At 38.0% G+C, this 18,383-nt stretch carries 18 protein-coding genes; 13 read left to right on the top strand and 5 right to left on the bottom strand.

The window, feature by feature from the left end:
- Nucleotides 1–163: 163 nt before the first annotated feature.
- A complete protein-coding gene (locus FNN08_RS04410) occupies nucleotides 164–496 on the bottom strand; it encodes a DUF4870 domain-containing protein (RefSeq protein ID WP_143583535.1) in 333 nt (110 codons plus the stop codon).
- A gap of 158 nt (nucleotides 497–654) precedes the next feature.
- On the opposite strand from FNN08_RS04410, the gene FNN08_RS04405 reads away from it, so the two are divergent.
- Together FNN08_RS04405 and mmuM are read left to right on the top strand one after the other, a co-directional pair.
- On the top strand, nucleotides 655–1,251 hold the full coding sequence (locus tag FNN08_RS04405; RefSeq protein WP_143584563.1) for a DUF2982 domain-containing protein: 597 nt from the start codon (nucleotides 655–657) through the stop codon (nucleotides 1,249–1,251).
- Nucleotides 1,252–1,303: 52 nt separating this feature from the next.
- A complete protein-coding gene (gene mmuM, locus FNN08_RS04400) occupies nucleotides 1,304–2,218 on the top strand; it encodes a homocysteine S-methyltransferase (protein ID WP_143583534.1) in 915 nt (304 codons plus the stop codon).
- A gap of 70 nt (nucleotides 2,219–2,288) precedes the next feature.
- Here mmuM and FNN08_RS04395 read toward each other — a convergent pair whose 3' ends face one another.
- Together FNN08_RS04395 and FNN08_RS04390 are read right to left on the bottom strand one after the other, a co-directional pair.
- A complete protein-coding gene (locus FNN08_RS04395; RefSeq protein ID WP_143583533.1) occupies nucleotides 2,289–3,287 on the bottom strand; it encodes a cupin domain-containing protein in 999 nt (332 codons plus the stop codon).
- Between the two features lie 30 nt (nucleotides 3,288–3,317).
- Nucleotides 3,318–4,055 carry an SDR family NAD(P)-dependent oxidoreductase gene (locus FNN08_RS04390; protein ID WP_143583532.1) on the bottom strand — a complete coding sequence of 246 codons (738 nt, stop codon included), beginning with the start codon at nucleotides 4,053–4,055 and terminating at the stop codon, nucleotides 3,318–3,320.
- A 141-nt stretch (nucleotides 4,056–4,196) separates the two neighbouring features.
- Here FNN08_RS04390 and hisD point away from each other — a divergent pair, with 141 nt between their 5' ends.
- From hisD to FNN08_RS04360, 6 genes are read left to right on the top strand one after another with little or no spacing between them, the layout of a single operon-like run.
- Nucleotides 4,197–5,474 (top strand): histidinol dehydrogenase, encoded by a 1,278-nt coding sequence (hisD, locus tag FNN08_RS04385; RefSeq protein ID WP_143583531.1) that lies wholly within the window; start codon nucleotides 4,197–4,199, stop codon nucleotides 5,472–5,474.
- The gene (locus FNN08_RS04380) at nucleotides 5,475–6,488 is read left to right on the top strand and encodes a LacI family DNA-binding transcriptional regulator (protein ID WP_143583530.1); all 1,014 of its coding nucleotides are present in this window, start codon (nucleotides 5,475–5,477) and stop codon (nucleotides 6,486–6,488) included.
- Between the two features lies 1 nt (nucleotide 6,489).
- Nucleotides 6,490–7,197, top strand: a complete 708-nt coding sequence (locus tag FNN08_RS04375) for an alpha/beta fold hydrolase (protein WP_143583529.1) — start codon at nucleotides 6,490–6,492, stop codon at nucleotides 7,195–7,197.
- A 20-nt stretch (nucleotides 7,198–7,217) separates the two neighbouring features.
- Nucleotides 7,218–7,970, top strand: coding sequence for an HpcH/HpaI aldolase family protein (locus FNN08_RS04370; protein ID WP_143583528.1), 753 nt, complete (start codon nucleotides 7,218–7,220; stop codon nucleotides 7,968–7,970).
- On the top strand, nucleotides 7,963–9,402 hold the full coding sequence (locus FNN08_RS04365) for an alpha/beta hydrolase (protein WP_143583527.1): 1,440 nt from the start codon (nucleotides 7,963–7,965) through the stop codon (nucleotides 9,400–9,402). The genes FNN08_RS04370 and FNN08_RS04365 overlap by 8 nt, the downstream gene beginning before the upstream one ends.
- A gap of 22 nt (nucleotides 9,403–9,424) precedes the next feature.
- Nucleotides 9,425–10,450, top strand: coding sequence for an ester cyclase (locus FNN08_RS04360; RefSeq protein ID WP_143583526.1), 1,026 nt, complete (start codon nucleotides 9,425–9,427; stop codon nucleotides 10,448–10,450).
- A 98-nt stretch (nucleotides 10,451–10,548) separates the two neighbouring features.
- Here the strand turns inward: FNN08_RS04360 and FNN08_RS04355 are convergent, their stop codons facing one another.
- Both FNN08_RS04355 and FNN08_RS04350 read right to left on the bottom strand, forming a co-directional pair.
- A complete protein-coding gene (locus FNN08_RS04355; protein WP_143583525.1) occupies nucleotides 10,549–11,553 on the bottom strand; it encodes a nuclear transport factor 2 family protein in 1,005 nt (334 codons plus the stop codon).
- Nucleotides 11,543–12,610 carry an alpha/beta hydrolase family protein gene (locus FNN08_RS04350; RefSeq protein WP_143583524.1) on the bottom strand — a complete coding sequence of 356 codons (1,068 nt, stop codon included), beginning with the start codon at nucleotides 12,608–12,610 and terminating at the stop codon, nucleotides 11,543–11,545. The genes FNN08_RS04355 and FNN08_RS04350 overlap by 11 nt, the downstream gene beginning before the upstream one ends.
- Nucleotides 12,611–12,791: 181 nt before the next feature.
- On the opposite strand from FNN08_RS04350, the gene FNN08_RS04345 reads away from it, so the two are divergent.
- Genes FNN08_RS04345 through FNN08_RS04325 form a run of 5 tightly spaced genes read left to right on the top strand, consistent with a single transcriptional unit; the run spans nucleotide 12,792 to nucleotide 18,369 of the window.
- On the top strand, nucleotides 12,792–14,405 hold the full coding sequence (locus FNN08_RS04345; RefSeq protein WP_143583523.1) for a sodium:solute symporter: 1,614 nt from the start codon (nucleotides 12,792–12,794) through the stop codon (nucleotides 14,403–14,405).
- Between the two features lie 11 nt (nucleotides 14,406–14,416).
- Complete coding sequence (locus FNN08_RS04340) at nucleotides 14,417–15,403, top strand: ester cyclase (protein ID WP_143583522.1); 987 nt, start codon at nucleotides 14,417–14,419, stop codon at nucleotides 15,401–15,403.
- A 60-nt stretch (nucleotides 15,404–15,463) separates the two neighbouring features.
- Nucleotides 15,464–16,591, top strand: coding sequence for a nuclear transport factor 2 family protein (locus FNN08_RS04335; protein ID WP_143583521.1), 1,128 nt, complete (start codon nucleotides 15,464–15,466; stop codon nucleotides 16,589–16,591).
- A complete protein-coding gene (locus FNN08_RS04330) occupies nucleotides 16,584–17,462 on the top strand; it encodes a hypothetical protein (protein WP_143583520.1) in 879 nt (292 codons plus the stop codon). Before FNN08_RS04335 ends, FNN08_RS04330 begins: the two co-directional genes overlap by 8 nt.
- Nucleotides 17,452–18,369 (top strand): amidohydrolase family protein, encoded by a 918-nt coding sequence (locus FNN08_RS04325; RefSeq protein ID WP_143583519.1) that lies wholly within the window; start codon nucleotides 17,452–17,454, stop codon nucleotides 18,367–18,369. The genes FNN08_RS04330 and FNN08_RS04325 overlap by 11 nt, the downstream gene beginning before the upstream one ends.
- The last annotated feature ends 14 nt before the right edge of the window (nucleotides 18,370–18,383 follow it).

The raw sequence follows: 18,383 nt of genomic DNA, 5'->3' as shown, positions 1-18,383 counted from the left end.
ATCCAAAGCTGTGATACCAGTGCCATTAATTATGTTTTCAATTGAGAATGCAGAAAATTAATGGCATTGGTATTGTATTTTTATTACTTTGATTTAAGCATAAAGAAAGGCGTTTAACTAGACGTAAAACAAGGTATTTTTAGTCGCTAAGTTTAACTGACGTTTATTCAATCAAACTGTTAAAACTGTGTTGATAAAAATCGCCTAGAAAAGGCACTGGCAGCATTTTTTCTTCAAAAGCGTTATATATGCCAATACACCATAAAGCCAATACTGGTAAGGCTAGAATCCACCCTATTAATGGAATAAAAGTTAATAACACCCAAGTAAGAATAAACCCTAAACTCTGGCGTAAATGGAATACAGCGAGTTTTGAAGGATTTTTGCCGTGTAACAACAAGGCAATAATCCAACCGATTATTGATAAATAACTAATCACAGCTATGGTTTTGCTATCGACTTTATTAAATTTACTAAATAGCTCATCTTGAGTCATAATTATCCTTAATTAGCAAAAGCTCTAGCACTAACTATGCTAAAAAAACATTAAAAATCAAGTTAACAACTCATTAGGCAACAATTTTGGATAAAAAAATATTGAAAATAAAACCAAAGTGCAAACGCCATAGCTTATTTTTAATTGTGCTAGGGATTATGTTACTAGCGTTAAGTTTTACCCTTAATTACTGGCTCTGGGATGACTTTAAAATTCAGCTCACCATAATTATGTTTGCCAGTTTTGTGGTGTTACTTATTGGTGTGTTAAAGAAATTTGAACCAAGCTATAGCTATAAGCTAACACCTGGGCAATTAAGCTTTTATCATCGCAGCGGTAAATGGCATATAAAGTGGCAAGACATTGTTCGTATAGGTAGCGTTAAGGCGAGCATTCAAGGGCAATTAATTGAGCTCGCTTTTATAGGCATTAAGCTAAATAATATTGAAACCATCGCAGCTAGCGTATCACCACGACTTGCAAACCGTTTGCTACACGAGCAAAAAGAGTTAATTCAACTTGCGGTGAGCACCAATGAAATTAAACCGCAAGATGCAATAATTAAATTTGAGCCTTATAACCTGCAAGGTAAAGTATACAAAGGCCCTATCGCCGCTTGGTTATATAGAAGCGAGCAATTAATGAAAGCCTATGGTTATCATCTGTATTTACCTGAAGACAGCTTCGACCGCTCAAGTAACGAGTTCAAAAACTTACTTAAACAATGTAAAAGTTACAGCCAAGGCACGGAATAAAATTTATCAATGCAATACACAAATAGCCCTATGCATTTAATATTGAGACACTATGAAAACAAAATTGCCACAGCTTAATCATTTTCCATTCATTATTGATGGCGGTTTAGCTACGGAGCTTGAAGCTCAAGGACATAACCTAAACCACATACTTTGGTCGGCTAAACTTATTTTAGAAGATCCTCAGGCGATCATAGATGCACATTTAGCCTACTTAAATGCTGGGGCCAAGTGCATTATTAGCGCCAGTTATCAAGCCTCTATCGATGGTTTTACTTCTTTAGGTTTATCACAAGGTCAAGCAATTGAGGCAATTAAAGACTCAGTTGAATTAGCAAGAGCAGCCGTTGATATTTTCCATAAGCAAAATCCAACGTTTTTTAAACCATTAGTAGCGGCAAGTGTTGGACCTTATGGTGCCTATTTAGCCGATGGCTCTGAATATACTGGAAAGTATGGCCTTACAGATCATCAACTAAAAGAATTTCATCAGCAGCGGCTTGATATTTTGTCTGCTACAAGTGCCGATTTATTAGCTTGTGAAACCATACCAAGCCAGCAAGAAGCCAAGGTATTAAATCAATTAATTAGCGTTCAAGACAAACCTGCATGGCTTTGTTTCTCGTGCAAAAACGAGCAGCACATTAGTGATGGCAGTTTATTATCTGAATCGGTGAAGTTATTAGAAAACAACCCTAACATTATTGCTCTAGGCATTAACTGTACTGCACCTCAGTATTTACCTGCCCTGATAGACTCATTAAGTACAACAACTAAAAAATATATTATTGTTTACCCAAATTCAGGGGAACATTTTCATTCTGACACCAAAACATGGCACGGCACTGCAGATCCACAAGAATGCGCTGAGGCTGCTAAAGCTTGGATAAATGCAGGAGCAAGTATAATAGGTGGTTGTTGCAGAATGGGACCTGAACATATCAAGGCTATTTCTGAATCTAATTAAATATGTTGCAGTAAAAGCATTAAACCAACATCAAATTTACATCTGATGTTGGTCTTTATTTAATTAAACCTTAAATAAAAACAGGCGCCTGAGGATGGTCGCCACGACGGGTTATATATACAATAACTTCAGCTTCACTATTATTGTTAAACTGTCTTACACTATCTATTGGAGTGGTGAAATTATCCCCTTCACTAAGTGTTACAGCTTGATCATCAACAATAATATCTAACGTCCCTTGATGTACAAAAATCACTTCCTCTTCACTTCTTGTGTGCTGTGGTATTTGAGCTCCTGCTTGCAATTTTAATGCTCTTACAACAAAACCATGGTTCCAGTTAAGCTTGCTTGCAACGATACCTTCTATTTCATTAGAAGGTCCAACAAGGCCAGCTTCCTCTACTCCAGCATATTTGCTAAGTACGGTATCTGTTGACCAAGGAAAGTCCTTAGTTCGAATAATAATATCGTTCATTGCTTCGCTGCCAACAACTCGATGTTTAGCAATTTCCTCTTTAGATGTTACAGGCATTACTTTCGCGCCATCAGGAATTGTTTCACCTAAGGTAGTATCAACTAACGAGCCATCTTCTAATAGAACCAAACCATATTCTTTTGCCATTTCAAACACTGATGGTGCCCATGTCACTCTGCCAGGATCATCACTACCTAATACAGCATGCAAATACCCAAGTCCTTGACCGACATTTTCAAAACCACGGAATATATCCATAGGAATTGAAATAATGTCACCTTTGTGCAGACGAATGCGTCCATCATCGGCATTAACACCAGAAATAAAATCCCAGTCACCAAAATGAATAACAAATACTTCTTCTGTAAGATGACTGTGTTGCGAGTTTAAACAACCCGCTGGCTGTCTCGCCCCACCAATATTAAAACCATGTGGGATTGAAATATGTACATGTTGGTCTGGATTTTCAGCAACACCAGGGCCTATAACAGTAAAGTTTTCTTTCTTATCACTACCAGGCGAACGAGTATCAATAAATGCGTTTGTACATGGTTTTAAATCTTTATAACGTACTAGTCTGTTTTCTATACTCACGTTTAATTCCTTTATTCTTCTTATACTTAGTTATTGTGCGGTCCAGCCGCCGTCTACTTTTAAACTTGTACCGGTGACCATACGAGATAAATCACTCAGCAAAAATATGCAGGCATTGGCAACATCTTCAACGTTGGCAAGCTCTTTCATTGGGATCATTGAATAAACAAAATCTTTAAACTCTGGCTTCTCAAGCATAGGTTTTGTCATTGGCGTTTCGACAAATGTTGGAGCAACACTGTTAACACGAAGCTTTTCTTGCGCCAACTCTACCGCTAATGATTTAGTTAGGCCCTCTACAGCATGTTTACTCATACAGTAAAGCGTCCTACCAGGTGAACCAACAAAGCCCATTTGTGAAGACATATTTACTATTGAAGCGCCTTTTGCGGCTTTAAGTGGCGTTAACGCAGCTTGAGTGATTTTATAAATACTGCGAATATTTAAATCGATAACAGCATCAATACTTTCATTAGTTTGTTCACTCATAGGAGCAACCCTGTTGGTACCCGCATTGTTAATTAAACCATGCAGAACAGGTAATCCTTTTAATCGATTTAAAAACTCATCGCTATTAATATCAAGAGCCCAACCTTCAATATTGCCATGCTCTGACGACAAACTCTCTAAATCAGTTTTAGTACGTGCTACAGCTATCACCTTAGCTCCGCAATTGGCAGCCATTAATGCGCATGCCCTGCCAATACCTTTACCTGCACCAGTAATTAAAACCGTTTTATTGTCGAATAAATTTGTTTGATAACCCATAAAATAGCCTGTTAACTTTTCTTTAAAATAATTTTTGCATTCGAAGTCATTATTAATTAGTATGACCGCAAGTGCAAGATAAAAATAATAATAAGATTGATAGAAAACAATCTTATTTTCGATAATTACAGGAGATAAAAAATGGTTCGCTATTTAAAAAAAGGTCCTTCAGTTCAAGAAAAAGAAGAACAAAACCAAAACGTAAGAAATATTGTTGAAGATATTCTAAAAGATATTGAAGCTAATGGTGATGATGCGGTAAGAACCTACTCTGAGAAATTCGATAACTGGACTCCAAAGTCATTTTTACTTTCTAAAGAAGAGATTGCTGCTTGCTATGAAGAATTAGAAGATAGCGTCATTGAAGATATCCGCTGGGCTCAAACACAAGTAAGAAACTTTGCTCAAATTCAATTAGATTCGATGAAGAACGTTGAAGTAGAAACACTTCCTGGTGTTATTTTAGGTCATAAACATATTCCGATGGAAAGTGTTGGTTGTTACGTTCCAGGTGGTAAATACCCATTAGTTGCTTCAGCACACATGAGTGTTCTAACAGCTAAAGTTGCTGGTGTAAAACGAGTTATCGCTGCAGCGCCACCTTTTGACGGTCGTCCTTCTCCGGCTATTGTTGTCGCTATGGATATGGCTGGTGCCGATGAAATTTATTGTTTTGGCGGCGTACAAGCAATTGCTTCAATGGCAATTGGTACAGACTCAATCGCACCAGTTGATATGATAGTTGGACCAGGTAATGCATTTGTTGCTGAAGCTAAGCGTCAATTATTCGGACGTGTCGGTATTGATTTATTTGCCGGCCCTACTGAAACATTAGTAATTGCTGATGAAACTGTAGATGGTGAACTATGTGCCGCTGACTTACTTGGTCAGGCAGAGCATGGCCCTACTTCACCAGCAGTGTTATTAACCACCAGTGAACAACTAGCAAAAGACACTATGGCTGAAGTAGAGCGTCAGCTAACTATTTTACCAACAGGTGAAGTCGCAGGCCAAGCTTGGCGTGACTTTGGTGAAGTTATTGTATGTGACACCGTTGATGAAATGGTTGAAGTTGCTAATAACTTGGCATTTGAACACGTGCAAGTAATGACTGAAGATCCACAGTATTTTAAAGACAACATGCAAAACTTCGGGGCACTATTTTTAGGTCCTGAAACAAACGTTTCCTATGGTGATAAATGTATTGGTACAAACCACACTCTTCCAACTCGTAAAGCAGCACGCTATACTGGTGGTCTATGGGTTGGAAAGTTCATAAAAACATGTACTTACCAAAAAGTTACGGAAGAAGCATCATTGATGGTCGGTCAATATTGTTCTCGTTTATGTGCTGTTGAAGGTTTTGCAGGACATAAAGAGCAAGCAGATATCCGTGTAAGACGTTACGGGAAAAAGTAATTGGTTAAACAAAAAAGAGTCACTTCTTATGATGTAGCACGTGAAGCAGGCGTATCACAATCGGCTGTTTCAAGGGTTTTTCGACCTGGATTTAGTGTATCAAAGAAGACAAGAGAGAAAGTATTAAAAACGGCAAATGCGATGGGCTATCGTCCAAATGCAATTGCTCGTATGTTAATCACTCAACAATCTGGCATGGTAGCTGTAATAATATCTTCAAGGGCTAATGAGAATTATCCTGAAGTATTGTCACAACTTAATAAAAACCTGTCAGAGAAAAATAAAAAAGTATTACTTTTTACTCTCGACGACTCTGCTGGTTTAGATGATGTGATGGAGCAGATTTGGACATTCCAAGTCGATGGCGTTATCGCTCTTGCTGCACATTTTGACCATACCAATTTAGAACAATTTGCCAATCATAATGTACCGGTTGTGCTATACAACCGGCATGCACCAGAAGCTAATGCAAACAGCGTTTGTTGTAATCATGATAAAGGCATAAAACAACTTGTAGATAAACTTATTGAAACCAAGCATAAATCATTTTTAATTTTATCAGGCCCAGAAGACTCTGATGTTGCCAATGAGCGCCGCGAGGTAGCAATAGATAAATTAAAATATTATGGTATAGCTGATGTACCAGTTATTTACGGTGACTATAACTACCATGATGCACGGCATTCTTTTTCTCAATGGGCAAAAGATAACCCACTACCAGATGCGGTAATTGCGGCTAACGATATTATGGCGATAGGTGTTATCGATGAAGCTCGAGAAAACCTTAATTTATCGACTCCAGAAGATTTATCTGTCGTTGGTTTTGATGGTGTTCTAGCTGCAAGTTTGTTTAATTATCAAATAACGACGGTAAAACAACCGTTAGAGCAATTAACCAAAGCCGCTGTAGATATGCTACTTGAACGAATAGAAAACCCAGATTCTTCACCTGAATCTAGAGTTTTATCAGGTACGTTTATTGAAGGACAGTCGGTAAAACCTAGAACGAGATAACGTGGACTCAAAAATTGTATATATATTGCCAGGTACTATGTGTACCGGCATTATGTTTACCCACCTAAGATCTGCATTAACAAATGCCGGTTTCACCAGTAAAGTAATTCAGTTTACAACTGAAAAATCAATTAACGATATGGTCTCGTTATGTAAGAAGCAAGCAACGTCTCCAGGGATTTTTCTAGGTTTTTCAATGGGTGGTATTGTCGCCCTAGCCCTTGCCAAACAATATCCTGAGTTGATTTCAAAGCTTATATTAATGAGTTCGAACAGTTTTGCCGACTTACCCGGCAAAAATGAGATCCGCCAACAACATATTAGCAAGGCAAAACAAGATGGCCTTGATGATGTTATTAAGCACGACTTTAAACCTTTATATTTATATAAAGAAAATTTACAGCATCAACAATTAATTTTAGCTATGGCGCAAGAGCTGGGATTCAACTGCTTTGAAAGCCAGCTACCGGCACTTTCGACCCGCACTGATTCATTACATTTACTACAAACCTTTAAGCAACCTGTATTAATTATTGCCGGCGAGAATGACAAACTTTGTCAGGTGCAAGAGCAACAAAAAATGCATAATGCCTGCGCTAATAGTGAGCTAATATTACTTACACAATGCGGTCACTTTCCAACATTAGAGCAAACCGAAAAAACCAGCAAAAGCATTTTAACTTGGCTTAAACAAAGCGGTTCAACATAATAAACAACTGGAGTGTACACGTGCTACTAAAACAAAAAATTAGAAACCAGCAGCCTTTATTAGGCACATTTATTAAAACCACGCACTATCATAATACCGAAGTGCTTGCGTTATCTAATTTAGATCTTTTATGTTTAGATGCTGAGCATGCTCCATTTGACCGAAGTGATCTTGACCAATGTGTATTGGCCGCTAAAGCCAATAATAAACCTGTGGTTATTAGAGTACCTGACGCCAACGATTCGACTTTACTTAATGCGCTCGATATTGGCGCAGATGGCGTTGTTTTACCGCATATAAAAACAGCCAAGCAAGCGATAGAAATATGTAAAAAATGTTTCTTTGGCGACGGCGGCCGAGGATTTGCAGGTTCGACAAGGTTTGCTCAATATACAACGGCAGGTATACCGAAAACACTTGAAAAAAGCGTTAATCAAACCTGTGTGATCGCTCAAATAGAAGACCTTGTGGCACTGGATGAAATAGACCAAATATGCCAAATCGACGATATTGATTGTATATTTATCGGTCGTATTGATTTAACCATTTCGTTGGGGCAAACGAATCCAAGTCACCCGAGTGTTGTTGCAGCTGTAGAAACCATAGTTAATGCATGTAACACGCACAACAAGGCCTGTGGCATGTTTGTTGGCAACTTAGCTGAATTACCGCAATGGAAAAAACTTGGCGTGTCGTTATTTTTACTCGGCAGTGATCATAACTTTTTATTATCCGGGGCTAACACATTAAGAGCAGCATTTGATAATGAATAATAAAGTGAAGTTTTGTAAACTAGCCAGTTGTATTACGGTTGCAACGCTAACACTAAGTGCTTGCTCGCCAAGTAAAGAAGCTAATATTGCCGGCTCAAATTTAACATTGTCTTCGTTAAATGAGTTAAGCGTTGAAAGTTTAAGATCTCGTCATTACTCTTCCGAAATAACCATTGAAAAGCTGTTAAACAATACAACGACCGACAATGAATACACCAAACACTACTTTGATACTAATACTCAATATCATAGTTACCTTGCCAGCTACCCTTCAGATCAATTGAGTGTTTATACACGAATCGATGTACCAAATAGCCCAATGCCCGAACAAGGCTATCCCGTGGTGATGTTCATTCATGGTTGGATTGGCATTAAAAACGCACCAAGTTATGATTTTAACTATCAAGCAAACACAAATTATGCCGATGTAATAGACAGTTACGTTAAACAAGGCTTTGTCGTGTTAACACCTGGGCTTCGTGGCCATGGCACCGTAAATGGCATTCCCGCGCAAGGTATCGAATATATGGAGCGTTGGGATAATCCAACTTATTTATCCCCCATGTTTTATACCATTGATGCACTCAACTTATTAGCAGGCATTCCTTCTCTTGAGCAAATCAACTGGCAAGATGTGAATTTGCAGCAAGAGCAAATCAAAATCAATAAATCCAAGATTAATATTACAGGTCATTCTCAAGGTGGCGATGTGGCATTAACTGCTCTAGCAGTATCCGGTGAAGGTTCAACCATTGAAACGCCATTTAATGCTGGAGCAATTTGGGCCGGTTGTTTCTTACCACCGTTAGAGCAAGCATTGTTATATGGCCCTATGGGTAATACTACAGAAGCATTTTTATCTGGAGATGGAACTTGGACAGCAAGCGCTATTGGTAAAAATGGCGAAATTAATCCAAACTTTAGATTTGCTTACCCACCAGATTGGATAGGAACTCCAGATAACAGTAATAATGATTGGAGTTGGCAGAAAGATAACTGGGCTGAAGAGTCAGTTAAGGCAAGCTTAACAAAACGCTTTAATATTATGTATAACACCTTAAATGAACACGTCACAGCTTTCAATGATGTGAATTATTCAGTGAGTATCGATACCGAAGGTAAAGTTGAATTTGTAAATGATCCCCAAGTATATGAGCAGTACCAAAACATTGGCGGTTTTAATTTTCCAGAGTATTTAACCGAACCGCTAGCCCTGCATCATTCTGACCGAGATTACTATTCACCATCGATTTGGAATAAGCGTTTAGTGAGTAAAATTAACGCCGTTGGCGGCAATGCAAGCAGCTTTGAATACATTGGTAACACCCACAGTTTAAGTATTAGCGACAAGCCATGGTTTTCACCCAAAGGAAGTAAGTCAGGCTTTAAAGAAATGGTAACGCGTAACGCTAAACTCTTTAATAATCAATAAAATACAAAAAGATTAAAATAAAATGCAAACCTTAACAAGTACCCCAAAAAGCAATAAATCTTTGATTTTAAAACTAAGAAATGCTCTATATAACTACGAAAAAGACAATGTTAAGAGCACAATTAAAGAGCTGTTTTCTGCTGATGCCTTAATTCAGTTATTTCACCCTTTTGAAACTCTTAGCGGCCCTGAAAGTTTATATGAAGATGTATTTAAAACCCTAAACAACGCAATACCAGATCTTGAACGTCGCGATACTATTGTTATATCAGGACCGTCATTACAACAAAGTAACTGGGTAGGATGTTGTGGTTATTACACTGGGTCTTTTGAAAAACCTTGGTTAGATATTCCGCCAACAGGCCATCAAGTATCAATTCGCTTTCATGAGTTTTATCGAATAGAAAATAACAAGATTGTCGAGATGCAAGCTTTATGGGACATTCCTGAGTTAATGATGCAAGCGAATGCTTGGCCAATGGTACCTAGTTTAGGTAGAGAGTGGCATGTACCTGGCCCCGCGACACAAGATGGTATCGTTAATAGCGTTTATAACCTTGAGCAAGCGAGTGCAAGCATGAGGTTAGTTAATGACATGTGTGATAGCTTAGGTAACTTTGCAACGCAAGGCGTTGCGGGGATGGAACTCGAAAAATATTGGCATCCAAAATGCAGTTGGTATGGCCCTGCAGGTATTGGCACCGGCCGTGGTATTAAAGGCTTTAGGAATTGGCATCAAATACCATTTTTAAATGGTTTGCCAGACAGAGTTGGTGATGCAAACAAAGGCTATTTATTTGCTGATGAAAACTACGTTGCTTTTACGGCTTGGCCTGGCATGCATATGACAGTAAGCGGCAGCGGCTGGTTAGGCATTGCACCAGGAAATCAAAAAATAACCATGCGCAGCTTGGATTTTTGGCGTTGCGAAAACGGCTTAATAAGAGAGAATTGGGTATTGGTTGACTTGCTACACATATATAGCCAATTAAAAGTCGATGTTCTCGCCAGAATGCGTGAGTTTAACAAGGCTAAATATAACGGCTAACAAGCCATTAAAAACCCTAGTTTAGCGAAATGCCAGTTAAGTTAACTGGCATTTTGCGTTTAAACCTTGGATTTTCTTACCCACATCAAAGATATGCATTAATCAGGGTTAACAATACTCTTAGTTCTTTCTAAAATATCTAGACCTTGTTGTTTTAACCAATAAGGTATGTCAATGATGACCCAGTTTTCTTCAAGTTTATCCCCTTGGCGTCGATATACATCCACTACTCGCATATCAGCCCGTTTTCCTCCTGGCAAACCTAAAAAGCCACCGCTGGCTGTATTACTCAAATTAGGCCAACCAAAGAAACAAGCGTAATCACCTTCAGCATAACGACAAATATGGCCATTAAAGACTTTATCGGTTAAACCTTGTCTAAACGGGTAAGAATGCTGTTTTTGATAACGAGGAATTGTATAACTTGCACCAATACCTGCAGGACCATACCAAACCATATTTTCTGACCAGGTACGAGCTAAAATTTCTGGCGGATAATTATCATTAGCCGTTTCATTTAATTGTGATAAATCATCAATCATTTGATTTAAAATAGACATGGTTTTTTCAGCTTCTGCAGGATCTTTTTCATCAAGCATAACGCCATCATGAGTTCTAGGCCCGGGATACGTGAAAGAGTGCCCTGTTTCTATTGTTAAAGGGTTAATGCCAACTTGGTTCATCACATTAATAATGTCACAGAAAAAGCCTGTGCGAGTTATTTTACCGTCTTCAACACAGTTAAAGTCAGCATAACGGATCATAACAAGTTTTTTTGAACGCGGAATACCTAACCAATCATCATCGAAAAGCGCCATAAAATGGCCCATACTCGTTACCCATTCAGAGCCATCAGCACATTTTCCTGCCATAAATACATCTTGGCGTCGTTGAATGTTTTTAAAAGCCTGCATAAATGGTTGCCAAAACACCTTAGTTACCGCTTCACTGCCATGTATTTCATTAAATGGGTGTACTCCATAAAAATGGTAATCATCGCGAGTGTACTGCTTAACTACATCGCCAACGGTATTTTGATTAGATTGCTCTAATGCCTGATAGTATGAAAGTACCAATTGTTTATTTGCAGCGTTATTGCTCATTATTATTCCTTGTTGCTTGTTCTGCTTTGCTGTTTAAGTACGATTGCCCAAACAGGGATTTAAAGTACTGTGAATCACGTTCAACAGCATTTATAAATTCTTGTTGTTCAAATAAGTGGTCATTACTTTTATATTGATAAAAATTCGCTAAACGACCGATTTCCTTTAATATTTTTGCCGCAGAGGATGAGTTTTCAAAAGCGGTACTTTTGTCTCCCTGCGCATGATGTAAATTAACTAAACTGCCTGAGCTTTTATCAAGTTCGCCAAGAGCTTTATCAACGAGTTGGGTAAAAACCTTATTATTATTTACGTTTCCCGCTGCCCATAACGAGTATGATTTTATTTCGTCACTCAAGAGTAAGCTAGTTAAGAGCCCAATACTTGCGCCCATTGAATGACCAACAATAAATAGATTGTCATTGTTATAAATTCCGCTTACTCGAACCTGTTTAATAAAATTAATACTATCTCTTAAATAATAGAGCCAAGCATTACTCTTAGTTGTGTAACTTTGCCCTTGTGAGTCATTGTGCCCTCTATAATCAGGGGTTAAGACGATAAAACCTTGCTCTGTAAAGGCACGAGTTACTTTCCTGTAATAGTCACCGGGGCGGTAAGTTGTACCATCTTTTATGCGTCCATAATTATAAGGATGCGGATGAAAACCGTGTAAAAATATAATCGTTGGCAGATTTTTTAGATTAACTTGTTCACTTGTATCGGCTTTTATCTGAGCACCTAAATTTTTCTTAGCATCTAAGTAAAGCTTACACTGGACTTGCATTAATGCATATTGTCTTAATTGATCGGAGTTAAACTCGATCAACGAATTCTTTATACATTTCTGTGCTTTTATTTGCTCATCTTTAATCTCAGTAACCTTATAAAAAAATTTTGGCTTGTCATTGACCAATGCAACTAAGCTTTGCAATTGTATCGCTTGTTCTTCGATTGCATCTTTTGCATAGCTTTGATCGCAAAAGAGCAACAATAACATCGCCAACTTCAACAATAAAACATGGCCGCAAACGCATTGTAAATGGCTATTTTTCATGCACTTAACCTTCTCATAAAATAAATTATAACCACCATACTTTAAAATATTATTTTTTAATGCTATGTTGTAGTGACTTCGAAGTCAAACAACTTCAATAATAATTATAAAGACCAAACAATGTCTGCTTATTTCATTAATATAAAGCAAAGTAACATTGAGTCGGGAAAAGGATCTATAAATGAGTGAATTCGGCGCATTAAACTGGAGCATATTGATTGTTTACATTATTGCTAACCTACTCTTAGGTTATGTACTAAGTAAAAAAATCACCTCTTCAGACGACTTCTTTTTAGGAAACAAAACCACACCATGGTGGGCTATTGGTATTTCTGTTATAGCAACTTATGTAAGTGCCCTAACCTTTTTAGGAGCACCAGCATGGGCCTATGAAGAAGGTATGGGCGCTATCGCGATTCATTTAAACTACCCTTTAGTTATTATTGCCGTAGTCTGTTTGTTCTTCCCATTCTTTTATAATGCCGGCGTTGCGTCTATTTACGAATACCAAGAAAAACGTTTTGGTAAAAAAGCTCGCGCTTTAGTGTCTACTATTTGGATGATTTCACAAACAATGAGCTCGGCTGCTGTACTCTATGCTACATCGTTAGTGCTTAGCTTTATCATTGGCATAGATGTTATTTCAGCAATATTTATCGTTACCATAATTGCGCTTATTTACACCATGTTAGGTGGTATAACCGCTGTAATTTGGACAGATGTTATCCAATCTGCAATTTTATTTATTGGTGCCGGTATCATCATGTACGCGCTTATTACCGAAATGCCAAGTAACTTTGACGATACTTTAAGTAAGCTTAAGGATATGGGTAAACTCGACCCGCTTAATTACTCATTTGATTTCTTTAAAACCACTACCGTATGGTCTGGTGTATTAGCGATGACGGTTTACCATATTACCGTTTATGGTACGAACCAAATGATGGTGCAACGTACACTTGCCGCAAAAAATATCGGTGATGCCAAAAAATCTTACTTATTAATGGGTTTCTTAGCATTCTTCATCTACTTATTTTTCATTGTTATGGGCGTATTATTTTACGGCTATTACGATGGCCGTGAATTCGAAAATCCGAACACAATTATTTTAACCTTCGCTGCTGACTATGGCTTGCCAGGATTAATGGGTATAATTGCCGCCGCAGTTATGGCTGCTTCAATGTCGAGTTTAGATTCTGCCTTAAACTCATTATCGACAATATCAACGTTAGATTTTTACCAAAAATATTTTGCCAAAGATAAAAGCGATGCCCATTACTTAAATGCGACTCGTGTATTTACCTTACTTTGGGCCTTGATCATAATCGTTCCAGCAATCATGTATCACTTACATGCAGCGGGCTCTATCTTAGAAATATTAACCAAAGTTGGCTCTTTCTTTGTTGGTGCTCAGCTAGGTATGTTCGCTTTAGGATTCTTTTCAAAACACACAACTGAGCGTGGTTTATTAGTTGGTACAGTTGCAGCATTTGCAACCGTTACCTATGTTGCACTAGCAACAGAGTTAGCGTGGCCTTGGTATGCTGTAGTTGGCGTAACGATAAGCGTTACTGTAAGTATCATTGCCAGCATCGCACTAGATGGTTTCCAGAAAGAATGGTCAGAATACACAATTAAAGGCCAGTTACGCTCTTTTATTAACGAAAACAAACCAATGAAAGAAAATGGTTGGTATTTAGTACCAGGTAAAATTGATTCAATTAACTATCTGTTATTTGCCTTCTTCGTGGTAAGTATTTTGTCTTTAGTATTATTTGAACACTTAGTTGCTTAAGAGGTTTATAGATGAAATTAAATGCATTAGAGCACTCTTATCAACAAATTTTTTCTGAGCCAAGTTCCATTAAAGATGTACTAAGCCAAGATTGCCAATGGCATGGCTCGCACCCTATCAATGATCTGCTTGGTATTGATGAAGTGCAGCAAGGTTACTTTGCTCTGCTAAAACAGGCTATGCCAGATATTGAACGCAAACCTTTTATTTCATTTGAAGATCAATATCAAGGTGAAACCTGGGTAAGCTCTACCGGTTACTTTACTGGCACCTTTAGCAATGACTTACACGGTATACCGGCAACCAAACGCTCATTATTTTTACGTTACATGGAATTAGCCGAGATAAAAGATTCAAAGGTTGTGCGTTGTTACACCTTAATTGATTTTATCGATGCCATGAACCAAGCAGGCGTTAATCCCATCAGAGCGAGTTTAGGTCATGATGGATTAGTCATGCCGCCTACAACAATGGATGGTTTATGCTCTGATCCAAAAGATCTTGCTTATACAAAATCATCAATTGAATTAGTCAAAGAAATGCATGCTGAGCTTGGCCGTTTTGACGGTGTCGATTTAGCAAGTATGGATTTACTGAAGCATTGGCACCCCGATTTTATTTGGTACGGTCCTGGCGGTATAGGAACGACCCGAGGTGTGTTTGGCTTTCAGCAACATCATCAAGCCCCATTTTTAATTGGTTTTCCAGATAGAGGCATCGATGGCACTTTATGCTTTACCGGACATAACAACTACGTAGCTACCGGCGGTTGGCCGCATATGTACGGTTCACATACTGGTGATAATTGGCTTGGTTTAAAAGCAACGAATAAACGAGTTTACCCAAGAGTTATGGACTTTTGGCGCCGCGAAGGCGACCTACTACGAGAGAATTGGGTTGCCATTGATATCATCGATATGATGATGCAAATGGGTATTGATGTGTTTGCGCAAATGCACAAAAACATTCAAACCGGCAAAAGAACACAAATAATATAACTATTACAAATCGTTAAGATTAATAATAAATAAAACAAAGGACATAAAGGACAACCTCATATGCCCAGCTTAAAAAAAGATGTGACCCAAGTTTATTGGCAACCATTAGACAAATTACTTGCACCAGATACAGCTAGAACGCAATCATTAAAAGGGTTTGATGATGAGTTCATTGATATCACTGATTATATCATTCGCATTACCCACCGTATCTGGGAGCAAAAAAATGTTGGCCTTTGTTTCGACTACTATGGTGAAATTTGCCCGGTTTATACATTAGGTGCATATTCAGAATCTGTTGATCTTGTTGTCCAAAATACGTTAAAAACAATTGCAGCATTTCCTGATAGATCGCTCATCGGTGAAAATGTCATTTGGAATGATGAAGGCGATGATACTTACTATTCTTCACATTTAATCACATCAATTATGACTAACAGTGGTGACTCAGAATTTGGCCCTGCAACCAATAAAACAGGCCGAGTCACAACAATTGCCGATTGTGTATGTAAAGAAAATAGAATTATAGAAGAATGGCTAGTGCGAGATAATTCATTTTTAGTAAAACAATTAGGTATTAAACCTATTGATGCTGCTAAAAAAGTTGCAAACAATGCCGTGCACCCCACTTTCACTAAATGGTATGCAAGTGAATACGAGCGCGTAATAAATCATGACCACCGTAAAGATGTTGCTAAAGGTGATGAATATACAAATTTAGATGAGTTTAACGCCAAACAGTTTGCTCAATCTTGGCAGCAAACTATTTTCAACCAAAAACAGTTCTCTAAATTGGTTGATTACTACCACCTTAATGCAAGCTTACAATGGCCAGGTGGGCGAAATGCGTTAGGCGTAGCACAAATTAGCGGCACAATTATTCAATGGTTAGCCCAATGTCCTGACTGTAAGTTAACCTTTGATCATATAGGTATTACCTATTTTGATGAACACACTTGTGATATTGCCGTGCGCTGGGCACTTGCAGGCACGCATTCTCCTCAAATAACTGAGCTTGAGCACACAAGAGGTGATAAATTTTTTGTATTAGGTGCAACTCATCTCAAAGTTCACAAAGGCAAAATTGCCAAAGAAATAACCGTATTTGATGAAATAGCGTTAATGGCAAATTTACTACGAACACAACAACAATCGTTTGCACATTTAGGAGGTAAACTTGATGTTTAATGCCTTAATTAACTTATATACACAAGGTGACATTGCCGGTTTACAAGCTAAATTACTGCACTCTAGCTCTTGGCAACAACATAACTTTACCGCTTATGGCAGTTCACAAATTTCACGGTTATGGATGCAAAACTTGAACGAGTTTGGCTTTAGCGAATTAATAGCAAGCGAGCAAATAGATGACGGGCAATTTTCAGCACTTCTGTGCCTGTTTAAAAATAATAACGATAAAGTGGTACGCGTTGCATTTAACTTTGAGCACAAACAAGAGTTTATTAAGCGTGTAACTTGTACTCTAGATAGCTCAAGTTATGCAGAATATTTACAGCTTGAAGATGAAGAGCTAGTGAACACACTCCCTACTGCTGATCCACTTGTTATTACTCAGTTTGATCATCAATTACACCCGCAAAGTTATCATGCAAATCCTAGTGATTTAGCTAACTTAGCAAGTAATAAAAAGCTAATAGATTCGTGGTGGTCAATTTGGCAAAGTCATAACTTTCCTTTAATAAAAGTAATCTATAGTGAAGATGCGAACATAAACTTACCAACCCACAGCACTAAGAATAATACGTCAGAGCTAACTCGATTTATTTTATCATTAGGGCAATCACTAAATCGTAGTTACAGCCAATTAGAACGTGTTACGGTTGATAAAGACAATGCTGATAAAATCGCAATTTGTTGGCAAATCGATGCCGATATTAACGAAGCTGGTACTATCCATCGAATTAAACTCCCTATTCAAACATTTATCACGATTGAAAACTCTTTGATCCTGAACGAAGAGATCGTGATTGACTGGCATGCAGCGATGAAAAGATTCAACTTAAATGAGTCTTTAATAAAACTATCAAATGGCTGTTAAACAAGTGCTTGTTAAACAAGGTAATACCAGCAAATTAATCGATGCTCATCATCACCTATGGGATATTGAGCAACATCACTACCCTTGGCTTGCAGCTAAAGGCGAAGTGCGTTTTTTTGGTCAGCCAGACCCTATTAGAAAAAATTACTTAGTTAGTGATTATTGCCGCGATCATAACAACCAGATCAGCCAAAGTGTTCATGTGCAAGTAGGTATTAGCCCTGAACTTAGGCTAACTGAAACGAAATGGCTACAACAATGCCATGACCAGTCAAATGGCGTATTTCCGGCTAAAGTAGTTGTTGAAATAGATATGTTAGCTGATGATGTTGAGCAGCAAATACTCGCACACAAGCAGTATGGAGTAACGCAAGGGGTTCGCCATATCATTGGCAAAAGCCCTGAAGAAAATAAAACCATGCCGGCGTTTAATCGTGATAAATGGTTTAATTCGTTGCAGTTATTACAAAAACATGGATTAAGCTTTGACTTACAGCTTACCGAAGAGCATTACGAACACGTATTTAATGTATTAAAAATGCTACCAGATTTAAAGGTGGTTATATGCCATCTAGCATCCCCTTGGGATCAATCAGACAGTGGCTTTGAACTATGGTGTAAAGCAATGTCATGCTTTGCCATCTTACCAAATTGTCATATGAAGATTTCTGGTTTTGCCATGTTTAATCATGCTTTTATTGCCAATAAATTTGAACAATATGCACATAAGGCAATAGAAATATTTGGCGCTAAGCGTTGTATGCTTGGCTCTAACTTCCCGGTCGATAAGCTTTATATGAGTTACTCAGAATTAATTAACCATTGGCAAAGCTTGTTGCAAAGCTATCCCGTTGAACAACAACAATTCTTAGCTCATCAAACAGCTAGCAATTTTTATGAGTTATAAAAACAGCAATGGGG

This window comes from Thalassomonas sp. M1454 (assembly GCF_007097525.1).
Classification (GTDB): Bacteria; Pseudomonadota; Gammaproteobacteria; order Enterobacterales; family Alteromonadaceae; genus Thalassotalea_A.
Note: the sequence above shows the minus strand (reverse complement) of the source record. Positions and strands in the feature narration are given on the sequence as shown.

Excerpts from the sequence above, each read along its gene's own strand:
- FNN08_RS04410 (WP_143583535.1), bottom strand. The coding sequence starts at position 496 with ATGACTCAAGATGAGCTATTTAGTAAATTTAATAAAGTCGATAGCAAA.
- FNN08_RS04405 (WP_143584563.1), top strand. The coding sequence starts at position 655 with ATGTTACTAGCGTTAAGTTTTACCCTTAATTACTGGCTCTGGGATGAC.
- mmuM (WP_143583534.1), top strand. The coding sequence starts at position 1,304 with ATGAAAACAAAATTGCCACAGCTTAATCATTTTCCATTCATTATTGAT.
- FNN08_RS04390 (WP_143583532.1), bottom strand. The coding sequence starts at position 4,055 with ATGGGTTATCAAACAAATTTATTCGACAATAAAACGGTTTTAATTACT.
- hisD (WP_143583531.1), top strand. The coding sequence starts at position 4,197 with ATGGTTCGCTATTTAAAAAAAGGTCCTTCAGTTCAAGAAAAAGAAGAA.
- FNN08_RS04365 (WP_143583527.1), top strand. The coding sequence starts at position 7,963 with ATGAATAATAAAGTGAAGTTTTGTAAACTAGCCAGTTGTATTACGGTT.
- FNN08_RS04360 (WP_143583526.1), top strand. The coding sequence starts at position 9,425 with ATGCAAACCTTAACAAGTACCCCAAAAAGCAATAAATCTTTGATTTTA.
- FNN08_RS04355 (WP_143583525.1), bottom strand. The coding sequence starts at position 11,553 with ATGAGCAATAACGCTGCAAATAAACAATTGGTACTTTCATACTATCAG.
- FNN08_RS04350 (WP_143583524.1), bottom strand. The coding sequence starts at position 12,610 with ATGAAAAATAGCCATTTACAATGCGTTTGCGGCCATGTTTTATTGTTG.
- FNN08_RS04345 (WP_143583523.1), top strand. The coding sequence starts at position 12,792 with ATGAGTGAATTCGGCGCATTAAACTGGAGCATATTGATTGTTTACATT.
- FNN08_RS04340 (WP_143583522.1), top strand. The coding sequence starts at position 14,417 with ATGAAATTAAATGCATTAGAGCACTCTTATCAACAAATTTTTTCTGAG.
- FNN08_RS04335 (WP_143583521.1), top strand. The coding sequence starts at position 15,464 with ATGCCCAGCTTAAAAAAAGATGTGACCCAAGTTTATTGGCAACCATTA.
- FNN08_RS04330 (WP_143583520.1), top strand. The coding sequence starts at position 16,584 with ATGTTTAATGCCTTAATTAACTTATATACACAAGGTGACATTGCCGGT.
- FNN08_RS04325 (WP_143583519.1), top strand. The coding sequence starts at position 17,452 with ATGGCTGTTAAACAAGTGCTTGTTAAACAAGGTAATACCAGCAAATTA.